The sequence below is a fragment of the Nibribacter ruber genome (assembly GCF_009913235.1).
Classification (GTDB): domain Bacteria; phylum Bacteroidota; class Bacteroidia; order Cytophagales; family Hymenobacteraceae; genus Nibribacter; species Nibribacter ruber.
In genome coordinates, this window is the sequence record NZ_CP047897.1 from 287,237 (window position 1) to 309,097 (window position 21,861).

Below are 21,861 nucleotides of genomic sequence, written 5' to 3' on the forward strand. Positions count from 1 at the left end.
TTGGCCTGTTTTCTGGGAAATACCCCAAAAACGCCCGCTTTATTTATGCAGCCCGTTATTGAAGGCTGGCGTTTTGTGATAGTCTCTGAACTCCAAGTCTTCAATGGCCTTGCCAGCCAAGGAGGCATCTGCCTGCACGGCCAGTTTCAAATGCTGGGTGATCAAGGCTTCGTTTTTAGTTCTAGCGCCAATCACCGCCAGCAGGTAATGAGTGGCCGCATCATAGGGCTTTTGCTCTAAGACTTTCTGAGCATGGGAGGTGGCTCCTTCATAGTTTTCTTTCAGGAAATACAGGAGGGCGCGGTTGAATTGGGCAGCATGTCCCTCTCCGGCATAGGCCAGGCTGGCGGCGGCATCATCATACTGACCCACTTCCAATTCCAGTGCGGCCTTGTCTGTGAAAAGCTGGTGCAAGACTGGCAAAGGACCGCCCAATCGTACGCCGTAGTTGTAGTTGTGGAGGGCTTCCAGTTCATCGCCGTGCTGGTGGTGGGCAATGGCCAGATTGTAAAACAATTGAGCGGTTGGTTGGCGGTGGGCTGCATACCGGAAATTCAGGATGGCGTTTTCCAGCAGGCTTTGTTTGGCTTTGGGTTTTAGTTCTTTCTGAGCTTGCTCCAGGTAAATCATGCCCAGGTTGTTCAGAGCGCGCCATTGCATGTGGGTAGCCACGGCTATTTCATACATTTTCTTTTTTTCGGCGAGCAAGGGGGTGAGGGTCGCCGCGTACTGCATCTCCTCGGGGGTTAGTTGGTCGGTGTTGGTTTTGTTTTCTACAATCTTGCGAGCCAGCAGGTAAATCTCATAATCCTTGCGGGGGTTAGGCACATAGTCTACCGTCACCTGCGCATAACGTAGTACCGGGTACACGTACATTTCCAGATACTCATAAGCCGGCAAGGTGCGCAGTTGTTCTTCCTTTTCGGCAAAGGTGCCTTTGCTCTGTACAATGTTCGTGATCTGGGCTATCTGGTCTTTGGGCAAGGCTGAGTTCTGGATCCGTTCTAAGAAGGTGTCCCACTGCAACTGCCGGGAGGTGACGGCGAAGGCCACTTCCTTGGGATTGTTCACGTAAGACTCGGCGTTCAGTTTCTGCTTGATGTATTTTTCCAGGGCGGAGGCTCTTTTGGCGGCGAGGTGGCGTTCAGAGGTTTCTTCTTTCTCTGGGGAGTGCACCCCCAGAATCTCCACCTTGCTGGTCTTTTTGTTGGACAGGATGAAATCATCCAGCAGCTTGATGTTGGTGCCTTCGGCCTGCCGGAGGTTGGCAGAGCCCTGGTCAAAGAAGATGGTGAAAGTGAGTGGGTCTTTGCTCTCGTTCTTGTATTCGCCGGGCATATATTCTGCCGCAAACGCGTGCTTTACCAGGGTTGCCGTGGTTCTAATGCCGGGTGCCAGAATGACTGGTTTGGTGTAGCGTACCTTGCCTTTGGGATTGGTCAAAACACCCTGCGCCATGAGATTGCCTCGGGCCTTGGACGGCGTATAGGGAAACCCGAACGAGCGCTGCATATACGCCTTGCCATCCGCGAAATTATATTCGCCAAAATCAAAGCCAAGGGAGCCCACATGCTCCTGCACGTCTTTGCTGTTCTTGTAGTAGATGCGAATGCCGTAGCGGTAATCTTCCTTGAGCAAGTGTTGAGGCACCTCGGCTTTCACTTCTACGGGTACCAACTGGCCCCGGGTCATGAGCACTTTTGGATCTACCGTAAGCGTTTGCTGCCGCTCCAGTTTCTTGGCCAGTTTTGAGAAGGTGCAGCCGCTGCTGGCACACAATAAAAGAAGCACTAAAACGGTTTGAGTAGAGCGGAGAAAAAGTTGGGGCATATCTAAAAGTAGAAAAATATCGTATAATACGGCCTACAGCGTCATCAAAGATACACCAGCCACCATTTTGGGTCCGTTTAAGGATTGATTCGCTTTAAAAATAAGTATCTTAGGCATCCTAATAATCACTACCATGAAACAAGTGCAGTATTTCTTAGAAAGCCAGGCCTTTGGAGTGTGTACGAAACTGGGGGAGAAGCTGGGCTTTGCCACCAGCAGCATACGTCTGTCCTTTATCTACCTTTCCTTTTTAACGTTCGGCTCACCGGTTATCGTCTACCTGATCATGGCCTTCTGGCTGAACGTGCGCAAGCATTTACGCCGGGAGCGCAGCACCATCTGGGACGTGTAGGTCTTTAAACGTCTTTCTCCCTTTAATAAAATATTGCCAGACCACGCTGTGGCCGTACCAACCGGTCAGTTGCGTGGTTTCCTTTTTTACAGGCAAGGCCTGTCGCTTTTCCTTCCAGTACGCACCCTTCTGGCCGAAGAACTCACGGTGCGCCTTCCAAATAGCTTGCACTTGCTTCCATTGCCCCTTTAAGAGAAACTGCACCGCGGCTACGCCGTCCAACACCAACCGGGTATAAAAGATTTTGTTCAGCTCTTTGTCAGACAGGTTCTTGTAGAGCAGGGCCGCGCCGTTCCTGAAGTTAAGGAAGGTTTTTCTGGGGTTGTCTTTGGGCAGGGTGCCGCCGCCCACGTGGTAGACGGTGCTCTGGCCCTGGTAATATACCTGATAGCCTAAATTCTGAAAGCGCCAGCATAGGTCAATCTCTTCCATGTGGGCAAAAAAGGCTTTCTCCAGGCCCTGCGCCTGCCAATACGCACTGGCGCGCACCAGCATGCAGGCACCAGTGGCCCAAAAAACCGGAAGCGTGTCATCATACTGGCCACAGTCCTGCTCCAGGGAGTCAAAAATCCTGCCTCGGCAGAAAGGGTAGCCATATGCATCTAAAAAGCCCCCGGCGGCACCGGCATATTCAAAGTGCATGCGCTGGTAAAAAGACCTTATCTTGGGCTGACAGGCGGCAATCTTGGGGTTTTGCTCCAGCAGGCTGACCATAGGCGGCAGCCAGTTGGGCGTCACTTCTACGTCTGAGTTGAGCAGCACATAATAGGTGGCTTCTACCTGTTTCAGAGCCTGGTTATAACCCTCACAAAAGCCCAAATTTTCTGGCAGTATGATCTGCCTCACTTTGGGGTAGTGCTCTGTCAGGAAGGCCACAGAATCATCTGAAGAGTCATTGTCTGCCACGATGACCTCGGCCTCTGGACTGTTCTCCAGCACATTGGGCAAAAACTGCTCTAGCCAGCGGCGGCCGTTCCAGTTAAGGATGACCACCGCCACCGTAGGTTTCTTATAATCCAAAGCCGCTCAAGTCTAAGCCAGGTATGTTAGGCAGCATGCCCGAGGTGTGTTTTTTTAGCTCTTCCTGGGCTTTTTCGCCGGCGTCTGCCAATGCCTTGTTCACGGCGGCCACCACCAAGTCAGACAGCATTTCGCGGTCTTCGGGCTTTAGAAGGTTGTCGTCAATCTCAATTTTCAAGATGCGCTTTTCTCCGTTGGCCGTGGCTTTCACCATGCCGCCGCCGGCCTCTGCAGAGACGGTAATGTGCTTGAGATTTTCCTGGGCCTCTTTCATTTTGGCCTGCATCTCTTTCACCTTGCCCATCATTCCCATCATATCAAACATAGTATCTCCTTTCTATTTAATGAAGGCAGGAAGCACCCGCCTGTAATGTAAACTAACGCGAACGAGCCAAAAGAGATGGCCGCTGCCGTTGTCAGGCCAAAAGTACAGCCTGAAACATACTTTTCAAACCATCACTCTGTCTGTCGTTTTTGGCCTGTTTTCCAGAAAACAGGCTAAAAACGCTCATCGTACCAGAGTAACGGGGCCGCTCTTGGTCAGGCGCTGGCCGTTCACGTCTGTGGCTTCAAACCTATACAAATACGTGCCCGCCGGTGCCGGTTTGCCTTGATATGTGCCGTCCCATCCTTTGGTAAAGTCCTTGCTCTCAAAAATCACCTGCCCCCAGCGGTTGAGCACCTGCAAAGTAAACGTGCTGGCAAACTTACCAATAGCCCTGAACGTGTCATTAAGCCCGTCATTGTTAGGGGTAAACGCCGATGGAAAGTAAAACTGAAACGCCTGCTCCACGCTGGCCGTGTTGGAATAACTTTGGTACGATGCGTTTTTGGCCTTAGACAGGAGCCGGTACGTAAGGCGTTGGAAGCGTTCCTGTGGTTGCACGTCTACATACACCTGCCCTGTGACCGGAGTGGTCCAATACACTTGCCCTTGCTCATCTAAGAGCTCCAGCGTTTGCTGTTCTACGCCCTCAGGGAAGCCTTCATACGTAGTCCAGGCCAAGCGTACCTGCTCGTTTTGCTGACTTTCTGCGGTGAGAATGACAGGGCAGGCGGTGTTGCTTCTGGCCGAAGTGATGTTGCAAGAGTCAGTGTAGGTGGTTTGGTAGCAGGGCTTGAGCGAAAGATTTGCCAGTGAAGCATCAACGGCGTTTTTAGGCTGTTTTTCGAAAATAAGGCCAAAAACGCCCGAGCTCTGGCTGCGGTAAATGCTTTGATCCTTAAATGTTTCCTGGGCGGGCACCATTGTTTCTACCTGTACTTGGTTCTGCAGGTTAAAGCTCACCAGCAGCAAAGGCGCCGCTGGCGGAGTAGTTCCTGTGGTTGTCACCTGCACTGGAAGCGAAACACTCAGGCTTCCGTTCTGCAACAGAGTCACTAACTGGTATGTGTAGGTCCGTCCGCAGGCCACCTGAGCATCTGTGTAGGATCTCTGGGCAGGAACTAGGTTTTGCAAGGGCTGGCCGCCGCGCAGCAGTTGGTAGTTGACCACGTTGCCGGGACTTGGGTTGGGTTGCCAGGTCAGCAGATTTTGCCGGTCACCGGCGGTTACTTGCAGTTCTTGGGTACAAACAGTATTGGAGATGATGTTTTCCTGCCCGGTACAAACATTAATGACGCGCACTCTAAAACAGCCAGAGGAGGAGGCCAGGGTAATGGAGTGCTCGCTCTGCCCAATTGGAACTCTGGCCAGTGTGGTGACCGGCGTAAACGCACCTGAAGGAGAAGCCGCCTGCTCTACCAACACGTCATTCACCGCACTGGATTGAATCTGTAGTTGAAGGCCCCGCGGCTGCAGCGCCAGTTTTTGAAGGACGGGCGGTGAGGAGGGAACGCCTGCTTTGACCTCAAAGGTCCTCTCGCAGAGCGTACTACTTACGTTTTTGAGTTGCGTGACGGTGTACGTACCCGGCTCTGTGAACGTGAATGACGTCTGCTTCGCGTTGAAATCCAAGCCGTTGCTTTTGTCAAAGTCATAGTACTCTGTGCCACCGGTGGTATTGTCCTTGAAGGTGATGCGCTGGCCCACGCAAAACGTCTCTACTACCTGATTCTGTTCATTGTAGGCTAAAAAGCATTGGGCTTGAACGTTAAATGCCCAGCCACACATTATGAACAAAATCAGTAACAGGTTTCTCACGCGGTCAAGTCTTGGAATGGGAATTGCCGTAAAAACAGCACACTGGCCTGAATATCATCATGCAACACGCGGTCTTTGTCTAAAGCTGGTACCTGGTTTCTGTAGGCGCTCAATAGTTTTTCCAGGGCGGGTGATGTACGACCAGGGCCTCTGAATTCCATGGCCTGTGCGGCGGTCATCAGCTCAATGGCCAACACGCGCTCTACATTCTCCAGCACTTTGTACGCTTTGGTAGCCGCGTTGGCGCCCATGCTCACGTGGTCTTCCTGCCCGTTTGAAGAGACAATAGAATCTACGCTGGCCGGGGTGCACAATTGCTTTGTCTGACTAACGATGGAGGCCGCCGTGTATTGCGGAATCATTAAGCCAGAATTAAGCCCCGGATTGGACACCAGGAAGTGCGGCAGACCTCTCTGCCCAGAGATGAGTTGATAGGTGCGGCGCTCTGAAATGCTGCCCCATTCGGCTAGGGCTATACTGAAGAAATCCAGCGCCAAGGCCAAGGGCTGCCCGTGGAAGTTACCGCCGGAGATGATTAAGTCCTCGTCTGGGAAGATGTTGGGATTGTCCGTCACGGAGTTCATTTCACGGGTAATCACCTGCTCCACGTAGACCAGGGCATCCAGACTGGCGCCATGCACCTGCGGTACGCACCGGAAGGAATAAGGGTCCTGCACGTGTTGCTTGGGCTGCTGCTGCAACTCGCTTCCTTCCAACAACCTTAAAATAGTAGCCGCAGATGTCAACTGTCCTGCATGCGGACGCACCTGATGGATGAAGGGTAGAAATGGATCTGATTTGCCATCGAAGGCTTCCAGGGAAAGGGCCGCCAACACGTCTGCAGCGGCGGCGATCTGGCGGGCGCGCAAGCACAGCAACACGCCATACGCGTTCATGAACTGCGTGCCATTCAACAAAGCCAATCCTTCCTTGGCCTGTAATTGAATCGGGCTCCAGCTGAAGATGTCCAACACCTCATGGCCCTTCAGTTTAAAGTCCTGGAAACGCACTTTGCCTAAGCCTAAAAGCGGCAGGCACAAATGGGCCAAGGGAGCCAGGTCGCCGCTGGCACCCAGAGAGCCTTGTTGGTAGACTACGGGGTAAATATCGCGGTTGTAAAAAGAAATGAGCCTGTTGACGGTGGCCAGTTGTACGCCACTGTGCCCGTAAGCTAGGGACTGCACCTTGAGAAGAAGCATGATTTTGACCACCTCGGCGGGTACCTCGTCTCCTGTGCCACAGGCATGTGACATCATAAGATTGCGCTGCAATTCTTCCAGGCTGTCATGGCCAATGGTGGTGTTGCACAAAGACCCGAAACCCGTGTTGATGCCGTACACCGGCTCTTGCGACTGGGCCAGGCGCTGGTGCAGGTAGTCAAAGCAGTGCGTAATGCGTTGCTCTGCCTCTTGAGACAAGCCCAGCGTTAGGTTACCACGCAAAACCTGACCAATCTGGTCCAGGGAGAAAGGGGCCGGGGAGATGAGGTGCTGGTCAGGCATTAGGCAGAAAAATAGGTTTGAAGGTGGTCAATGATTTCAGCGAGCGTTAAACGCTGTTGCTCACCGGTGCGCATGTTGCGCAGGTTCAGAAGGCTGGTGTCCATTTCCTCAGAGCCTATCAAGAGCACAAACGGAATCTGCTTCTGATCTGCGTACGCCATCTGTTTTTTAAGCTTGGTGGAGTCTGGGTACAACTCGGTTGAGATGCCCATAGTGCGCAACGCTTGTAACACCGGCAAGGCGTAGCGCATGGATTCTTCGTCAAAGTTAGCGATGAGCACTTGCGTGATGGTCTGGCTGCCTTCTGGGAACAGGTTGAGTTCTTCCAGCACGTCAAAAATGCGGTCCACGCCAAACGAGAAGCCCACGCCAGACACGCCCGGCAGGCCAAACATACCCGTCAGGTTATCATAGCGGCCGCCACCACTAATGGAGCCCATCTGCGCGTTGTTCACCTTTACTTCAAAGATGCAGCCGGTGTAGTAAGATAGGCCGCGGGCCAGGGTTACGTCCAGTTGGAGTTTGGCTTGCTTTACCTCAAAGCTCTGCAAGAAACTGAGCATGCTCCTGATGTCTTTCAAGCCGCGCTTGCCTTCCTCAGAATTTTGCAGCAGCGCGTCTAACTTTGGAAGCAAATCATCAATAGCTCCGGTCAATGCCAGTACGGGTTGCAGGTTATTGATGGCGTCTTGCGTAAAGCCTTTTTGTAACAACTCCTGGTTCACGGCGTCCTGGCCAATCTTGTCTAGCTTGTCAATGGCCACGCATAGATCAGCCTCGCGGCCGCTGGCGCCAATGGCTTCGGCAATGCCGGCTAGCAAGCCGCGGTGGTTGAATTTGATGGTAAAGTCATCCAGGCCCAGGGTGCTCAGAACCTCATCCATCATAAGAATGATTTCAGCTTCGCAGAGCAGGGAGTTGGTGCCCACTACGTCGGCGTCGCATTGGTAGAACTCGCGATACCGGCCTCGTTGCGGACGATCGGCCCGCCATACGGGCTGAATCTGGTAGCGCTTGAACGGGAAGGCCACCTCATTGCGGTTCATGACTACGTAGCGCGCAAACGGCACGGTGAGGTCATAGCGCAGGGCCTTTTCAGAGATTTTGGGCGTGAGCGGTTTAGAGCCTTTTTCCAGGTCCTGCGGCGTGATTTTTCCGGCGAAGTCTCCCGAATTGAGAATTTTAAAAATAAGTTGGTCTCCTTCGTCGCCGTATTTGCCGGTGAGGACAGACAGGTTTTCCATGGCCGGCGTTTCTAGCGGCAGAAACCCGAATTTCTCAAACGTGCGCTTGATGACGGAGAAGATATAGTTGCGTTTCACCACCGTGGCGGGCCCAAAATCACGGGTGCCCTTCGGGATGCTTGGTTTGTCTTTGCTCATGGTCAAATGGGTAAGTCCGCGAAGATAGCAAAAACCCGTGAGTTGGCAGGGCCGGGCGGTTGTATGGTGCCATGAACTTCGTTTTTGGACTGTTTTCCAGAAAAGAGCCTAAAAACGGCGGCACACCATTCTCGAGGAAATGTAGGGTGTAGAAGGGAGTGCACAGGATTTAGTACCTTCACGCTCCCGTTTTGAATTTGCTACGCCATGACCTTAGTATCGCTCTCTTGTTATATTCTCACCCACAACAGTCAGGAGTACCTGGCGCAGGTGCTGGAACCTTTGCAGGGGGTGGTGGATGATTTGGTGATCATAGACTCCGGCAGCAAAGACAACACACAGGCCATTGCTGAACAATTCAAGGCGAGGTTCATCCATCGTCCGCTGGACAATTTTAAGAACCAGCGCAATTTTGCGTTAGACCAATGCCAGCATACCTGGGTCTTGAGCCTGGATTCTGACGAGGTGCCAGACAGTAGCTTCGTGCAGGCGCTGCAAGCGTTTAAAGCCACGGCCGCCTCTACAGACATTCAAGGATTTAAGATAGAACGCAAGTGGATTGTCATGGGCCAGGAGGTGCAGACGTTTTATCCCATCCTGTGCCCTGATTTCCCATTGCGGTTGTTTAGAAAAGACGTGGTGAACTTCAATGAGCGCAGCAACATGGTGCATGAAACACCCAGCGGTCATACCAAAGAAGGCACTCTGGATGGTTTTGTGCGGCATTACACGTTCAACAAAGTAGAAGACCTGTACCGGAAGCTCAACCTATATACCTCCATTGCCGCCCAGGACATGGCCGCGCGGGGAAAAACCGCTAGTTGGGATAAAATCATTTTCAGCCCGATGGCCGCCTGGATAAAATGGTACCTGATCAAACAAGGATTTAGAGACGGCGCCGTGGGCTGGGTGTTGGGCCAGTATGCGTATGACTATACCTTGCAGAAATACCTGAAACTGCGGTTTGACTTGAAGCGGAAGTAAGCAGTCGTTTTTGGGCAGTTTTCCAGGAATTTGCCTAAAAACGGATGGCTTAACCATAAAACAGAAACGGCGCCTTTAGGGCGCCGTTTCTGTTAATTAAATCTCGGTGAGATCGTCTTCTTTCTGGTGCAGCCAGCTGAGGTTGTACAAGTCCTTGCGACGGTCTCTGAGGTTGCGCACACTGCCGGTGGTGTTCAGGTCTTTGAGCAAGTCCAGGTCCAGGTCGGCAATGAGGGTCATCTCTGTGTTAGGCGTAGCCTCTGTGATGATGGCGTCATGCGGGAACGCGACGTCTGAAGGCGAGAACACCGCTGATTGCGAGTACTGGATGTCCATGTTCTCCACGCGGGGCAAGTTACCCACGCTACCGGTAATGGCCACGTAGCACTCGTTCTCAATGGCACGGGCCTGAGCGCAGTGACGTACGCGCAGGTAGGCGTTCTTGGTATCTGTCTGGTACGGCACGAACAAGATTTTCATTTCCTGGTCTGAGAGCATGCGCGCCAGCTCTGGGAACTCCACGTCATAGCAGATCAAGATGCCAATCTTCCCGAAGTCCGTGTCAAAAACGTTGAGTTTGTTGCCGCCGCGCATCCCCCAGTACTGAGACTCGTCTGGCGTCACGTGCAGCTTGTATTGCTTGTCATAAGTACCGTCTCTTCTACAGAGGTAGCTTACGTTGTGCAACTTGTTGTCAATGTACTCCGGCATGCTGCCCGCAATAATGTTGATGTTGTAGGACAAGGCCAGGTGAATGAGCTTCTCTCTAATGCCCTCTGTGTAATCTGCTAACTTCCGGATGGCGGCAGATGGCGTGGCCTCATCTGAGAGCGCCATGAGCGGCGCATTAAAGAACTCCGGAAACAGCACCATGTCGGCTTTATAGGAACTCACCGTATCCACGAAGAACTCCAGTTGCTGCTCAAAGTCTTCCAGGGAGTTCATCTGGCGCATCTGCCATTGAATGACGCCAATGCGCACCACTTTCTTGGTACCGCCCACCAGCGTTTCTTTCTCCTCATAGTACACGTTGATCCACTCCAGCAAAGATGCATAGGCCTTGGACTCCTTGTCCTGGGGCATGTAGCCTTTGATGATTTTTCTTACGTGGAAGCCGTTGCTCAGCTGGAACGTCAGGATAGGGTCATAGATCTCCTTGTTGCGCACCTGCTCAATGTACTTACCCGGCGTCATGTTGTGCGAGTGCTCCTTGTAGCCCGGAATACGACCACCCAGGATGATGCCGCGCAGGTTCAGGTTCTCACAAAGCTCCTTGCGGGCATCATACAAACGACGGCCCAGACGCAGGTTTCGGTATTCTGGGTGCACAAACACGTCCACGCCGTAGAGGGTGTCGCCGTCTGGGTCATGGGTGTCAAACTTACCGCCGCCGGTAATCTGCTCATAGTTGTGCTTGTCACCGTAGGCAGAATATTGCACAATCAGGCCCAGGGCAGCGGCCACCACGCGGCCTTTGTCTTCAATGCACAGCTGCCCGTCTGGGAAGCGCTTCAACAAAGACGAGAATTCTTTCTGGGTCCAGGAACCGCCCAGGTTGGTGTAGACCAGCTCCATGATCTGCTTCACCTCTTTGTAGTCTGAAGTGGTGAGCGGCCTAAGTATTAGTTTATGTTCAGTGGTTTCACTCATAGTCAGGGAAAATATTTACGCAAAGGTACAAAAGCGCATTTGGCGTTTCAAGGGTAACGCAATTCGCGCCGTTTCTGTTTTTGGCCTCTTTTCTGGAAAACAGCCTAAAAACGGCAAAGGCCCTTTGCAAGAAGGGCCTTTGCCAGAGAGGAAACGTGTCTGGTTAAACTTTAATTTCGGGGATGTCGCCTTCCACAATCAGGGTGCCTTCGGTTGCCGCCTGAATCTGCTCAACAGTGACGCCCGGTGCTCTTTCCAGCAATCTGAAGCCCTCTGGGGTCACGTCAATTACGGCCAAATCTGTGACAATCTTCTTCACGCAACCCAAGCCGGTAATGGGCAGAGAACAGTTCTTCAGAAGCTTGGACTGTCCGTCTCTGGAGGTGTGCTGCATGGCCACGATGATGTTCTTGGCAGAGGCCACCAAATCCATGGCGCCGCCCATTCCTTTCACCATCTTGCCTGGAATCTTCCAGTTGGCAATGTCGCCGCGCTCAGAGACCTCCATGGCGCCCAGGATGGTCAGTTGCACGTGCTCGCCTCTGATCATGGCAAAGCTCTCCGCTGAACTGAAAAGTGATGAACCGTCCAGATACGTCACCGTCTGCTTGCCAGCGTTGATCAAATCTGGGTCTACCTCATCCTCCGTGGGGAAAGGGCCCATGCCCAGCAAGCCGTTCTCAGACTGCAAGACCACGTTCATTCCATCTGGAATATAATTGGCCACCAAGGTGGGTATACCTATGCCCAGGTTCACGTAGAAGCCGTCTTCTACTTCCTGCGCTATTCTTTTTGCAATTCCGTGTTTATCGAGACTCATGTTATTCGTCAATTTGAAAATGAGAAGATGTGGAGATTTGAAGATTAGGAAATTTGAAGATTTGAAAATTTCTTAATCATTGTTTCTGCTCATTTATTGGTTTTAGAACTGATGATAATTTTTGAGATTATTTTTTTGATGGAAACGAGTGATTTTTGGAGATGCGAAGGGTCTGGATAGGAAGGAGTCCTTTGGCAAAGCAAAAGCCAGTATTCTGTTTCCTCTACTTCTTTGGCGGCAATTTTAAATTTGTGAATGAAGTCTGCTTTGCTTTCGGCATTCTGGGCTTCCCGCACATTGGCACCAATAGACGTTCCACTTTTAAGTAATTGATTGGCTAAGACGTATTTTCGTTTTGCTTCTAATTCTTCGGCATACAAAATAACAGCTACCGCAAACTCTAAGGTTAATTCTAAAATTAAGTTTTGCGGCGCTTTCTGATCCATTGAAAAATCATTTACAATTACCTCATCTCCAAATTTTCAAATCTTCACATCTTCAAATCAGGAAGGCAAGCTACGCTTGCCGCACCGTCCTTTGTTCAATCCGTTTCTCGTAGTCTTTGCCCTGGAAGATGCGTTGCACGTAGATGCCGGGAGTGTGGATCATGTTGGGGTCTAGTTCGCCTACGGGCACAAGTTCCTCTACCTCAGCGATAGTGATTTTGCCGGCGGTGGCCATCATGGGGTTGAAGTTGCGGGCCGTGCCTTTGTAGATGAGGTTGCCGGCGGTGTCGCCTTTCCAGGCTTTGACTATGGCAAAATCAGCCTTCAGCCATTCTTCCATCAGGTACATCTTGCCGTTAAATCCGCGGCTTTCCTTTCCTTCGCCTACCTCGGTGCCGTAGCCGGCTGGGGTGAAGAATGCGGGAATGCCGGCTCCTCCTGCCCGAATGCGCTCAGCCAGGGTTCCCTGCGGAATCAAATCTACTTCCAGTTCACCCGACAACAGCTGACGTTCAAACTCGGCGTTCTCGCCCACGTAGCTGGAAATCATTTTCTTGACCTGGCGTTGCTGCAACAACAAGCCAATGCCAAAATCATCTACCCCGGCGTTGTTAGAGATGCAGGTCAGGTTTTTTACGCCTTTTTTGAGGAGCTCTTGAATGGAGTTTTCAGGGATGCCGCACAACCCGAAACCGCCAATCATCAGCGTGGCTCCGTCTGGAATGTCCTGGCACGCGGCCGCGGCGTCTTTTACTACTTTATTAATCATAAAGAACTATAGTATGAAGATGAGCAATCGTGTTTTTGAAAGTGAATCTGCCTTAAAGGCAAAAGCCGTTTTTGGGGCTTTTTCTGGAAAAGAAGCCAAAAACGGAGTTCGTAAGAATGCTTATGGCATGTCGCGGGAACCCATGGCGCCGCCAAAGAAAGACATCAAGGGGTAAATGATCACCGCTGCAATGACAAACCAAATTGGGTGCGGGAGCATGTAAAAGTTGGCAATGCCAGCAAGAAGCAGCAGGATTCCTACCACCAAGGCGTGCACCATTTTTTTGCTAGGGGCGAGGCGAGCCGCTACCATGCCGCCAAGGAAAGCGCCCAGGGCATAGGCTAGCAGGATTAATACAAGTGAACCCATAGGCGCATTAGACATATAGGCAGCCATGGCGGCCGGGTCTTGCGGATTTTGTAAAACGGGAAGCGGGTACACTTGCTGGGCCACCAGCTCTACTAGAAAGATGGTGGTGAAACCCGTAGCCAAACCCACCAGCACGGCAAGGATGCTTTTAAACATAGCAAAGAAGGTTAATGACAGTAAAACAGCAAAGAGGGCTGCTTGCTCTTCTATCCTTATCGTGTAAGCCCGAGGTGAAGTTACGGATTTGCCAGATTTATCCTAACAGGTGTAAGGCGGATTCCTGGTCTTGGTGCAGTTGTTGGGTCAAAGCGTCCAGGCTGTCAAACTTGAGCTCGGGCCGAATGTAGGAGATGAACAGGAGCGTGATGTCCTGGCCGTACAGGTCTGCCTCGAAGTCAAAAATATGCACTTCAATGGTCTGCTTGCCGCTGTCATCTACGGTGGGGTTCACGCCAATGTTGAGCATGCCCTTGAACTGGCCGTGCGGCGTGTTCACCAGCACGGCATATACGCCCTGCGCGGGAATGAGCTTGAGCGCATCTGCCACGTCCAGGTTGGCGGTGGGATAGCCAATGGTACGACCCAGTTGTTTGCCCTTGACCACGGTGCCGGTGACGGTGTAAGGGCGGTTGAGGTATTTGCGCGCGGTGGCTACATCGCCTTTTTCTAAGGCCGTTCTAATCTTGCTGGAGCTTACGCCTACCTCGTCAATGTCCTGGCGCGGAATCTCCTCTACGGTAAAGCCATAGCGCGAAGCATTTTGCTGGAGGTAGTCAAAATTGCCTTCGCGGTTCTTGCCGAAGCGGTGGTCATAGCCAATCACCAGCTTTTTGGTATGCAGCGTGTTGAGCAGGATCTGCTGGATGTATTCTTCAGAAGATAGCTGGGCAAACTCTCTGGTAAAGGGCAAAATCAAGAGGTAATCCACGCCGTGGTTTTCCAGGGCTTCAATGCGCTCTTCAATTGTAGAAAGCAGGCGTAAGGAATTGTCGTTCGGGTTGAGCACCGTGCGCGGATGGGGCCAGTAGGTGAGCACTACGCTCTGGCCCATGCTTTGGCGGGCGGCCTCTGTCAGGCGCGACAAGATTTTCTGATGGCCCACATGTACCCCGTCAAAGGTACCAGAGGTGACCACTGCCTGCGGCAATTCCGGAAAATCGTTCAGATCCCTAATGACAATCATGCCGGCCCCAGTTGTTTCTCGCGCAGTTCCTGTAATTGGTCTAAAGACATGGCATCCTCCAAGCGGTAGTCTCCAATTCTTGTACGCACCAGCTTAGATAAATATGCACCGCAGCCTAGCTTCACGCCAAAATCGCGGGCCAGGCTCCTGATGTACGTGCCCTTGGAACATACCACTCTAAAAGAGACTTGGTTGCCCTCTATGGCCGTTAAGTCAAAAGCTTTGATGGTGATGCACTTGGATTTGATCTCGGCCTCGCCGCCGCGTCTGGCTATGTTATAGGCACGCTCACCGTTCACCTTCACCGCCGAATAAATTGGAGGCGTCTGGTCAATCTCACCTAAGAAGGAAGCAGCCGCTTCGCGGAGCATTTCTTCGGTGAGGTGGTCCGTAGGAGAGGTGCTGTCTATTTCGGTTTCCAGGTCAAAAGAAGGGGTGGTATGGCCTAGGACAAATGTGCCAGTATATTCTTTTTCCTGCGCCTGAATTTCTTCAATCCGTTTGGTGAATTTACCGGTGCACATAATGAGCAAACCCGTCGCCAAAGGGTCCAAAGTGCCGGCGTGGCCAATCTTTTTGATCTTCAACGCGAACTTGGTTTTCTTGACCAAATCAAAAGACGTCCAGGTAAGAGGTTTGTCTAGCAGCAGAATGGCTCCCGCTTCAAAATCATAGGGTGCTTCGTGCATTATACCAACTGTATGTCAATGCCCAAGGCCAGGAGCAACAAAATGATTAAGCCCACTAAAATGCGGTAATAGCCAAACAGCTTAAAGCCGTACTTGGTCAAAAAGCCCACAAAAAACCTGATGGCCGCCATGGCCACCACAAAAGCCACCACATTGCCCACCAGCAAGACTTGCCACTCTTCTGGTTTGATGCCGGCCAGACCTGCCTGAAACTTAGGAAGGTTAAATGAGATGATGTCAGAAATCTCCAGGTGCAGCAAATCCGTCAAAACAGAATATGTAGCAGCGGCCAGCATGGTAGGGACGGCCATGAAGAAGGAGAACTCAGCCGCAGTTTTGCGGGTCATGTTTTGCGTCAAACCGCCAATAATACTGGCCGCTGATCTGGAAACCCCTGGTATCATGGCAATGCACTGGAAGAAGCCAATGACAAAAGCATTCTTGTAGCTAGGCGTGGTCACCGGATTCTCAACATCCTTGAACCACTTGTCCACGAACACCAGGATAACGCCGCCTAAAACCAGGCTAATGGCCACTACTTCTACGCGTTCCAGCATGGCATCCACCACGTCTTTCAAGGCGAAACCTATCAACAGCGCGGGCACCACGGCCACAAACAGCTTTTGGTAGAAGTCAAGCGAGTTGATCCAGCGTTTCCAGTAAAGAACCACTACAGACAGGATGGCCCCAAACTGAATAGTCACCGTGAACATCTTGGTGAATTCAAAGGCACTGATGCCCATCAGGCTGGAGGCAATGACCATGTGGCCCGTAGACGACACCGGTAAAAACTCCGTGAGACCTTCAATGATGGCCAGTATGATTGCTTGCCAGAAGTCCATTTAAACGTCTTTGCGGGGTTTGGCCAGAATTGCGTAAAACTGGAACAGGAAACCTGCCACTAAGATGATAGGACCTACCGTCAAGCCCAAAGTGCCATAGCCATACGGCTCAGTGTCCATAGCCATCAAGATAAAGCCAATGGCCATAATCACCAGTCCAATGATCATGAGCATGAAATTGCGGCGCCCAAACGCCGAAAACGGTGCATTGTTGTTATTGTTTTCCATCTCGGAAGTATGTTTTAATAAAGATCGTCTAGGGAAGAGCGCAGGTATTTGCGTACCGCACGGTAAGAACTAAAAAAGCCGATTACACTGCCCAGTACCAGCAAAGTAGCCATGAGAATGAGAATTTGCTCATCGTTTCTAAGCAAATAAAGTTCTGCTATCTGGCTATAGGCGTACTGCAGCAAGCCCAGTAAAAGGGCAGAGGCAATGAGGCCGCTAATCAAGCCTTGAATGGTAGCCCGGTTCAAATAAGGGCGTTGGATGAAGAACGAGGTAGCACCCACCAACTGCATACTCCTGATTAAAAAACGCTGTGAGAAAAGCGCCAGCTTGATGGTGTTGTTAATCAAAATCATAACCACCAGCACCAGAATGGCGGCAAAAGAAAGCAGGATGATGCTCACTTTTTGCAGATTCTCATTAATGGAGTTGATCAGGCTCTCCACATAACCCACCTCATACACCCCCACAGTGTTCTGCAGATCGGTTTGAATTTTCTTGAGTTGGGCCGAAGTGGCAAATTCTGGGTTGATGCGCAGGATAAAGGCGTCGCGCAAAGGGTTTTCACCTAGAAAGGTCAGGAAGTCCTCACCGCTTTCGTCAATGAATTCCCGCGCTCCCTCTTCTTTTGACATATAAGTCACTTGCGGCTTGCCATTGTCCAGGGCTATGAATTCTTTGCGGCTGAGGGTGTTTTTAAGCTTTTCAATCTCCAGGGGCGTAAGGTCGCGCTCCAGATACACCTGCACCTCCATGTTCTCCTTCACCAGGTTGAAGATCTCCTTGGCATGAATGAGCAGCACGCCAAACAGGCCAATCACAAACAGCGCCAGCGTAATGCTGAAGATGACCATGGTGTGCGGGTAAGCGCCCAGTTTTTTCTTTTTGGTATGTTGAAGGTGTTTTGCAGCCATAAGGGAGTATCCCGACAAAAATAGCAATTATTTCAAACTTAGCCGGAGCACCAGTCGTTTTTGGCCTCTTTTGGCGAAAATAGGCCAAAAACGACTACTGTTTCACCGGAGGAGGTACCACGGGCCGGGGCGTAATATCATCATCTGTGATAACCGGCGTCTCACGCTCTTGGGCGCGCTGGGCCCGCCGGCTCAGGCGTTTACGCCGGAACAACTCCCCGAAGCGGTCAAAGTTGGCCTGGTGCAGCACACTGATGGTCTGGCGGCTGGTAGTAGAAACAGCCTCAAAATCACGGGGGGTTGTTTCATAAGTGGCCCGCAGGCGCAACTGCCCGTTCTTGCTCAGGTAATATTCCAGGGCCCAGTCGCCGGCGGCCGTGCTGCGGTTGCCCCCGGGACGGTTGGCGTTGTTGTTGTTGAAATTTCCTTCGCGGGTGATTTTGAGACGGCCCTCAAGCAGGGTATAGCTCAGGCGCAACTGCACGTCATCTAAAACCTGGTTCTGTGAGCCGCTTACCCCAATGTCCACTTCCAGGTTGGTATCTATCTGAGACAGCCAGTAGCTCAATTGGTTAGAGAACAATTCCCCCACAGAAGAACCTATGTCTGCCGTACCAATCTGAAACTCGTCCTTGGCCGATAAGCGCTTGAAGGCCAGCAAGGAGAACACCTGCCGGTTGAGTTCCTGCTCATCGTTTCTAATGTCACTCAGGTAGCCAGAAAGCAAGGTTTCCAAGGTGCCGGGGAGGTCGTTGAACTCCAGGTTCAGGCGAACCTGCGGCGTGGTGAGCGGGCCGTCCAGGTCCATGACGGCAGTAACCGGGTAGCGTACCGTCTGCTGCGCTTCCTGGCCCAAAATGGGTTGCAGAGACACGCGCTGGGTGTAGGTGGCGGTAATGTCCAGAATCCCTTCCAGCGGGTCGCCGTTCCAGGTGACGGTGCCGCCCGGGCGCACGTTAAATTCTTTGTTCACCAGGCCCAGCATGGTAAAATTGTAGCGGCCCTGTACAATCTCATACGACCCAAACATGGCAAACTCGCCGCGCGTGTCTATGGTCATTTTGATGTTACCCCGGCCGCGTCCCCTAATGATGTCACCGGTGCGCTCGTCAAAGATGAGTTCCAGGTAGGCGTTCTCATTGATGTCAAAGTCAAAATTGAGCCTGATGCCGGACAAGTCTACTTTTTTTGGTTCTATGGGCGTAGCCGTGCCGGTGCTGTCCGTCACGTTGTGGTTCACGAATGTGATGAAGTTCTGACGCTGCAGAGCCGCCTGGTTGTCCAGGGGGATGGAGATATTGGTGTTGTCTTCACTTCTAGCGGTGATGTCTACGGTGAGGTTGCTGGGTGCCCCAAAAGCCGTGGCCGTGCCCGTAGCGAAGGCAGTGCCATAATACATGGGGTTGTCATTCTTGGTGGTGTTCAAAACCATGAATTGCGTAAAGCGCGCCTTCAAATCCAGGACCATGTTCTGGAAGCCGTCATGGAAAATACCACCATTCAAGATGGCCGTGTTGTTGTAAATGTCACGTAGGCGGATGTTCCGGAAGGAGATGTCGTTCTCACTAAAGTACACGCGGTCTGCGAAGGTGTAGCGGGTTTTGAGGTAGTTGAACACAAATGAACCCTCAGACACCAGCACAGATCCTTTCAGAATAGGGCCGCTTAGCTTACCAGAGATCCTCACGCGCCCGTCCATGGTGCCTCCCAAGTCAGACATGATGGTTTTCAGGAGGGGTTCTACCAACTTCAACTGGGCATCATCCATCACGGCCAGCAAATCCAGTTCATTGGTAGGCGCGCTGGGGGTGTAGGTTCCCGTCAGGTTCAATACTTTTTGGGCGCCCCGGCTAATGCCCAGATTCACATCCAGGTATTTTTTGGTATTGTCCCAGGCAGAAACTCCGGCAATGTTCCCTATGTAGATGTCATCCATCATAAAGGAATCTACCTGCATGGTTGTGGAAAGACCGGGTTGGTTGTAGACATCGCGCAAGAGCAGCTCGCCGGTTAAGCGGCCGTCCAACTTGGTAGGCAGCAGCGGGTTCAGGTTCTCCAGCCTGAAATTGGTGATCTGCACATTTAACTGGTCCTGCGGGTTGCGCGAAATCATGCCGAACAGGTTCACGCTCTGCGGACCGTAGGACACCGTTACGTTGTCAAACCGAATGCCATTGCGGTTAAAGATAATAGTGTTGTTGGGCGAGATGTTCCATTGCTTGTCCAAAAGGTTGATGTTAGACCTATTAAAGACCACCTTCACGTCATTTCTTTCAAAGGACACGTCCCCGCTAATGTTTGCGCGGTTGGTGGTACCGGTCTGGGCAATGTTGCTGGAGAAATTAATGCGGCGCTCGTTCCAAACGGCCTCTACATACAAGTTATTGGTGTTTCCAGCCCCCTGCAGCAACTGCCGCTCAGAGGTGACCACGGCGTTGGCCAGCACGTCTGGACTGTTCCAGAGTTTGGACGAGGTGAATTCAATGTTGTTCTGGTAAAAGGCATTTTCACCCACCAGCACAGTGTCCACGTCGCCTACTAAGGATAAGATGGCTGTGGGACCGTTCCGAAAGGTGCCTTCCAGGTTGGAGAAGTCTGAGATGGAAATATCTGGCGCAAAGGCGTGCAGCACCGGGTTGAAATGCCTTAACCGTACATCCAGGTCCACCTCATACTGGGCAGGCGGGACGGATTTCTTCTGGCGGTAGTAATTGGCCAGGGCCACCGGATCATTCCTGAAGTTGAGCTCATATTCGCGGTACAAGGTCTTGAGGTCATTGAACAGCGTGGTGTACTGGAAATTACCGCCGGCCGTAAGCGCCAACACCTCTGACCCAATGTGCAACTCCCGTATGCCGTCATGGAAATGGGACACAATGGACACAGAATCTACTTTTACCTCCTTGCCATCATAGCGCAGCACAGAGTTCTTGAAAACGGCGGTCCCATGAATGGCATCCAGCTTAAGGCCGTTGAAATTCACGTCAGCGTCTGTGGTCAAAACCACGTTTTGGTTGGTGAAGCCCAGCGCCCTGAGGTCAATCTTAGTGATATGGCTGTCCAGGTCAAAAATCTGCTGGTTGTTCTGCAGATTGATGGTGCCCGTGGCTGCCACCGCCAGATTGGGGTCTTTGATGGTGAAATCTCCCTTAAACAACTGCTTGCTCAAGGCACCGTCCACTACAATGTTCCGGTAGTTGTAGTTGTTGAGGTTGATGGCGTTGATGGTGGCGTCCAGGTTCAGGTGAGCCGTTTCCAGCGTGAAGCCGCTGCCTTGCACACGGCCGTTCATGGCTACGGTCTTGATTACGCTTCGGTCCCCGATGAGGCCGCCCACGTCAAAGCCCCCCGTTTGTAGGTACCCGCGGTACGAGGCATGCTCTGCGTCGTCCTTGTTAAACTTTAAGTTGATGTCTGTGACAAACTTACCCAGCGCGGTATTGAAGTTACCGTTAGCTACAAAGTCATTGTAGAAACCCGTGAACTCACCCGCCAGTTTAATGGTACCGGCGCGGGCGGCAATGTCATAGGGCTTTTTAGGAATGTACTTGCGCAGATCACGGGCGTTGATGGAGCTGGGCCCCAAATGCAGATCCACGAAGGCGTTTTTAAAGTCGGGTAAACCGTCTGCGCTGATGTCTCCCGTAATATGGGTGTTCTGCCCGTACCGGATGTCCACGTTCTTGGCCTGAAACTGGTTCACATAGCCCTTCACCTGCCCAGAGAGCAGCACCTTTTCATTCCAGTCTTTGAGCACCGGGGCAAATAGGCCAATGTCATCTGTGGTGACGTAGGTGCTGTCAAAATTGGCCGTCACCTTCACGCTGTCGTTGAAGTCCACGAAATTCCCGAACCGCTGGTAGTCAAAGCGCACGTACTTGGCCAGGTGGCTGCCGTTCACGCGCAGGTTGAGCTTGTCCCATTCCCAGAAAGTGGGCGCATACGTCATGCGGGTGTCCAGGTCTTTGAGGTAGGTGCCCGAGCGCCGGTCCTTGGTGGTGAGGCTGGTGACCAGGGCATGAATGGTGTCTCCAACAATCTGAATGCCCGAAAAGGACCCGTTGATGTTCTCCAGGTCCATGTGCTTGTAATCCAGACCGTAGTCTGTGCGTGGCAGGTTGTAATTATGGTAGGTGAACAGACCGTTTTTAAGCACGATCTGGTCTATCTTGAAATCAAACGGCGCGCTCTGCTTGGCCGTGTCTTTGGTGATGAGGTTGCTCAAGGATTTGATGAACGAACTCATGTTCAAAGAGTCTGAGCCCTTGTACTGAATGAGGTTGGCCTCTGGATTGGTGAGCGTGAGCGAAGAGATGTACAGGCGGTTGGGATGTGCGTTTTTAAAGAGAACCAACTTTTTGCTGCCCGGCCACAGCTGAACCTCGCGCCTTTGCGGGTTCAGGATGCTGAACATGCTAATGTCGGCGTCCAGGGTGCCTACGTAGAAGAGCGTCTTTTTCTGGCGGTCCAGCACGCGTACGTCATGCAGAATCACGCTGTCGAAGAACTCAATGTCCACGCTGCCTACCGTCACCTGGTGGTGAATGGTCTCTGACAGGATGGAGGCTGCCTTCTGGGCCACTTTGGTTTGGACGCTCGGAAAACGCAGGGCCAGCATGAGCCCGCCCACCAATACCAACACCAAGATAAACAGGCCCAGAATTATTTTAAGAAGGGCTTTTGCTATAACTTGCGGGTAATTTTTATTCTTCTGCGTCTCTTGGTCTTGCGTTTCCAA

General features: G+C 51.9%; 19 protein-coding genes. 2 read left to right on the plus strand and 17 right to left on the minus strand.

The window, feature by feature from the left end:
* Positions 1 to 39: 39 nt before the first annotated feature.
* Positions 40 to 1,830, minus strand: a complete 1,791-nt coding sequence (locus GU926_RS01215; RefSeq protein ID WP_160688259.1) for a tetratricopeptide repeat protein — start codon at positions 1,828 to 1,830, stop codon at positions 40 to 42.
* Positions 1,831 to 1,963: 133 nt separating this feature from the next.
* On the opposite strand from GU926_RS01215, the gene GU926_RS01220 reads away from it, so the two are divergent.
* Complete coding sequence (locus GU926_RS01220; RefSeq protein WP_160688261.1) at positions 1,964 to 2,182, plus strand: PspC domain-containing protein; 219 nt, start codon at positions 1,964 to 1,966, stop codon at positions 2,180 to 2,182.
* Here GU926_RS01220 and GU926_RS01225 read toward each other — a convergent pair.
* The 5 genes from GU926_RS01225 to hisS form a co-directional block, all read right to left on the minus strand.
* Positions 2,147 to 3,202 (minus strand): glycosyltransferase family 2 protein, encoded by a 1,056-nt coding sequence (locus tag GU926_RS01225; RefSeq protein ID WP_232058394.1) that lies wholly within the window; start codon positions 3,200 to 3,202, stop codon positions 2,147 to 2,149. The genes GU926_RS01220 and GU926_RS01225 overlap by 36 nt on opposite strands.
* Entirely contained in the window at positions 3,192 to 3,527 is a 336-nt protein-coding gene (locus tag GU926_RS01230) for a YbaB/EbfC family nucleoid-associated protein (RefSeq protein ID WP_160688263.1), read from the minus strand. Before GU926_RS01230 ends, GU926_RS01225 begins: the two co-directional genes overlap by 11 nt.
* Positions 3,528 to 3,710: 183 nt before the next feature.
* Positions 3,711 to 5,345: a T9SS type B sorting domain-containing protein gene (locus GU926_RS01235; RefSeq protein ID WP_160688265.1), complete on the minus strand. Its 1,635-nt coding sequence runs from the start codon at positions 5,343 to 5,345 to the stop codon at positions 3,711 to 3,713.
* Entirely contained in the window at positions 5,342 to 6,847 is a 1,506-nt protein-coding gene (gene hutH, locus GU926_RS01240; protein WP_160688267.1) for a histidine ammonia-lyase, read from the minus strand. The genes GU926_RS01235 and hutH overlap by 4 nt, the downstream gene beginning before the upstream one ends.
* Complete coding sequence (hisS, locus tag GU926_RS01245; RefSeq protein WP_160688269.1) at positions 6,847 to 8,229, minus strand: histidine--tRNA ligase; 1,383 nt, start codon at positions 8,227 to 8,229, stop codon at positions 6,847 to 6,849. The genes hutH and hisS overlap by 1 nt, the downstream gene beginning before the upstream one ends.
* Positions 8,230 to 8,436: 207 nt before the next feature.
* On the opposite strand from hisS, the gene GU926_RS01250 reads away from it, so the two are divergent.
* Positions 8,437 to 9,213: a glycosyltransferase family 2 protein gene (locus GU926_RS01250; protein ID WP_160688271.1), complete on the plus strand. Its 777-nt coding sequence runs from the start codon at positions 8,437 to 8,439 to the stop codon at positions 9,211 to 9,213.
* Positions 9,214 to 9,309: 96 nt separating this feature from the next.
* Here GU926_RS01250 and GU926_RS01255 read toward each other — a convergent pair whose 3' ends face one another.
* The 11 genes from GU926_RS01255 to GU926_RS01305 all read right to left on the minus strand — a co-directional run bounded on the left by GU926_RS01255 (position 9,310) and on the right by GU926_RS01305 (position 21,861).
* The gene (locus GU926_RS01255) at positions 9,310 to 10,863 is read right to left on the minus strand and encodes a bifunctional GNAT family N-acetyltransferase/carbon-nitrogen hydrolase family protein (RefSeq protein ID WP_160688273.1); all 1,554 of its coding nucleotides are present in this window, start codon (positions 10,861 to 10,863) and stop codon (positions 9,310 to 9,312) included.
* Positions 10,864 to 11,026: 163 nt separating this feature from the next.
* Positions 11,027 to 11,683, minus strand: coding sequence for a 3-oxoacid CoA-transferase subunit B (locus GU926_RS01260; protein WP_160688275.1), 657 nt, complete (start codon positions 11,681 to 11,683; stop codon positions 11,027 to 11,029).
* Positions 11,684 to 11,772: 89 nt separating this feature from the next.
* Positions 11,773 to 12,129, minus strand: a complete 357-nt coding sequence (locus tag GU926_RS01265; RefSeq protein ID WP_160688277.1) for a four helix bundle protein — start codon at positions 12,127 to 12,129, stop codon at positions 11,773 to 11,775.
* Between the two features lie 70 nt (positions 12,130 to 12,199).
* Positions 12,200 to 12,898, minus strand: coding sequence for a CoA transferase subunit A (locus tag GU926_RS01270; protein WP_160688279.1), 699 nt, complete (start codon positions 12,896 to 12,898; stop codon positions 12,200 to 12,202).
* Positions 12,899 to 13,018: 120 nt separating this feature from the next.
* On the minus strand, positions 13,019 to 13,423 hold the full coding sequence (locus GU926_RS01275) for a YrzE family protein (protein ID WP_160688281.1): 405 nt from the start codon (positions 13,421 to 13,423) through the stop codon (positions 13,019 to 13,021).
* Positions 13,424 to 13,520: 97 nt separating this feature from the next.
* Positions 13,521 to 14,450: a bifunctional riboflavin kinase/FAD synthetase gene (locus GU926_RS01280; RefSeq protein ID WP_160688283.1), complete on the minus strand. Its 930-nt coding sequence runs from the start codon at positions 14,448 to 14,450 to the stop codon at positions 13,521 to 13,523.
* On the minus strand, positions 14,447 to 15,139 hold the full coding sequence (gene truB / locus GU926_RS01285; protein WP_160688285.1) for a tRNA pseudouridine(55) synthase TruB: 693 nt from the start codon (positions 15,137 to 15,139) through the stop codon (positions 14,447 to 14,449). The genes GU926_RS01280 and truB overlap by 4 nt, the downstream gene beginning before the upstream one ends.
* Positions 15,139 to 15,981: an undecaprenyl-diphosphate phosphatase gene (locus GU926_RS01290; protein ID WP_160688287.1), complete on the minus strand. Its 843-nt coding sequence runs from the start codon at positions 15,979 to 15,981 to the stop codon at positions 15,139 to 15,141. Before GU926_RS01290 ends, truB begins: the two co-directional genes overlap by 1 nt.
* Positions 15,982 to 16,209, minus strand: coding sequence for a DUF3098 domain-containing protein (locus GU926_RS01295; RefSeq protein WP_160688289.1), 228 nt, complete (start codon positions 16,207 to 16,209; stop codon positions 15,982 to 15,984).
* 14 nt (positions 16,210 to 16,223) lie between these two features.
* Entirely contained in the window at positions 16,224 to 17,123 is a 900-nt protein-coding gene (locus GU926_RS01300; RefSeq protein ID WP_160688291.1) for a cell division protein FtsX, read from the minus strand.
* Positions 17,124 to 17,217: 94 nt separating this feature from the next.
* Positions 17,218 to 21,861 carry a translocation/assembly module TamB domain-containing protein gene (locus GU926_RS01305; RefSeq protein ID WP_160688293.1) on the minus strand — a complete coding sequence of 1,548 codons (4,644 nt, stop codon included), beginning with the start codon at positions 21,859 to 21,861 and terminating at the stop codon, positions 17,218 to 17,220.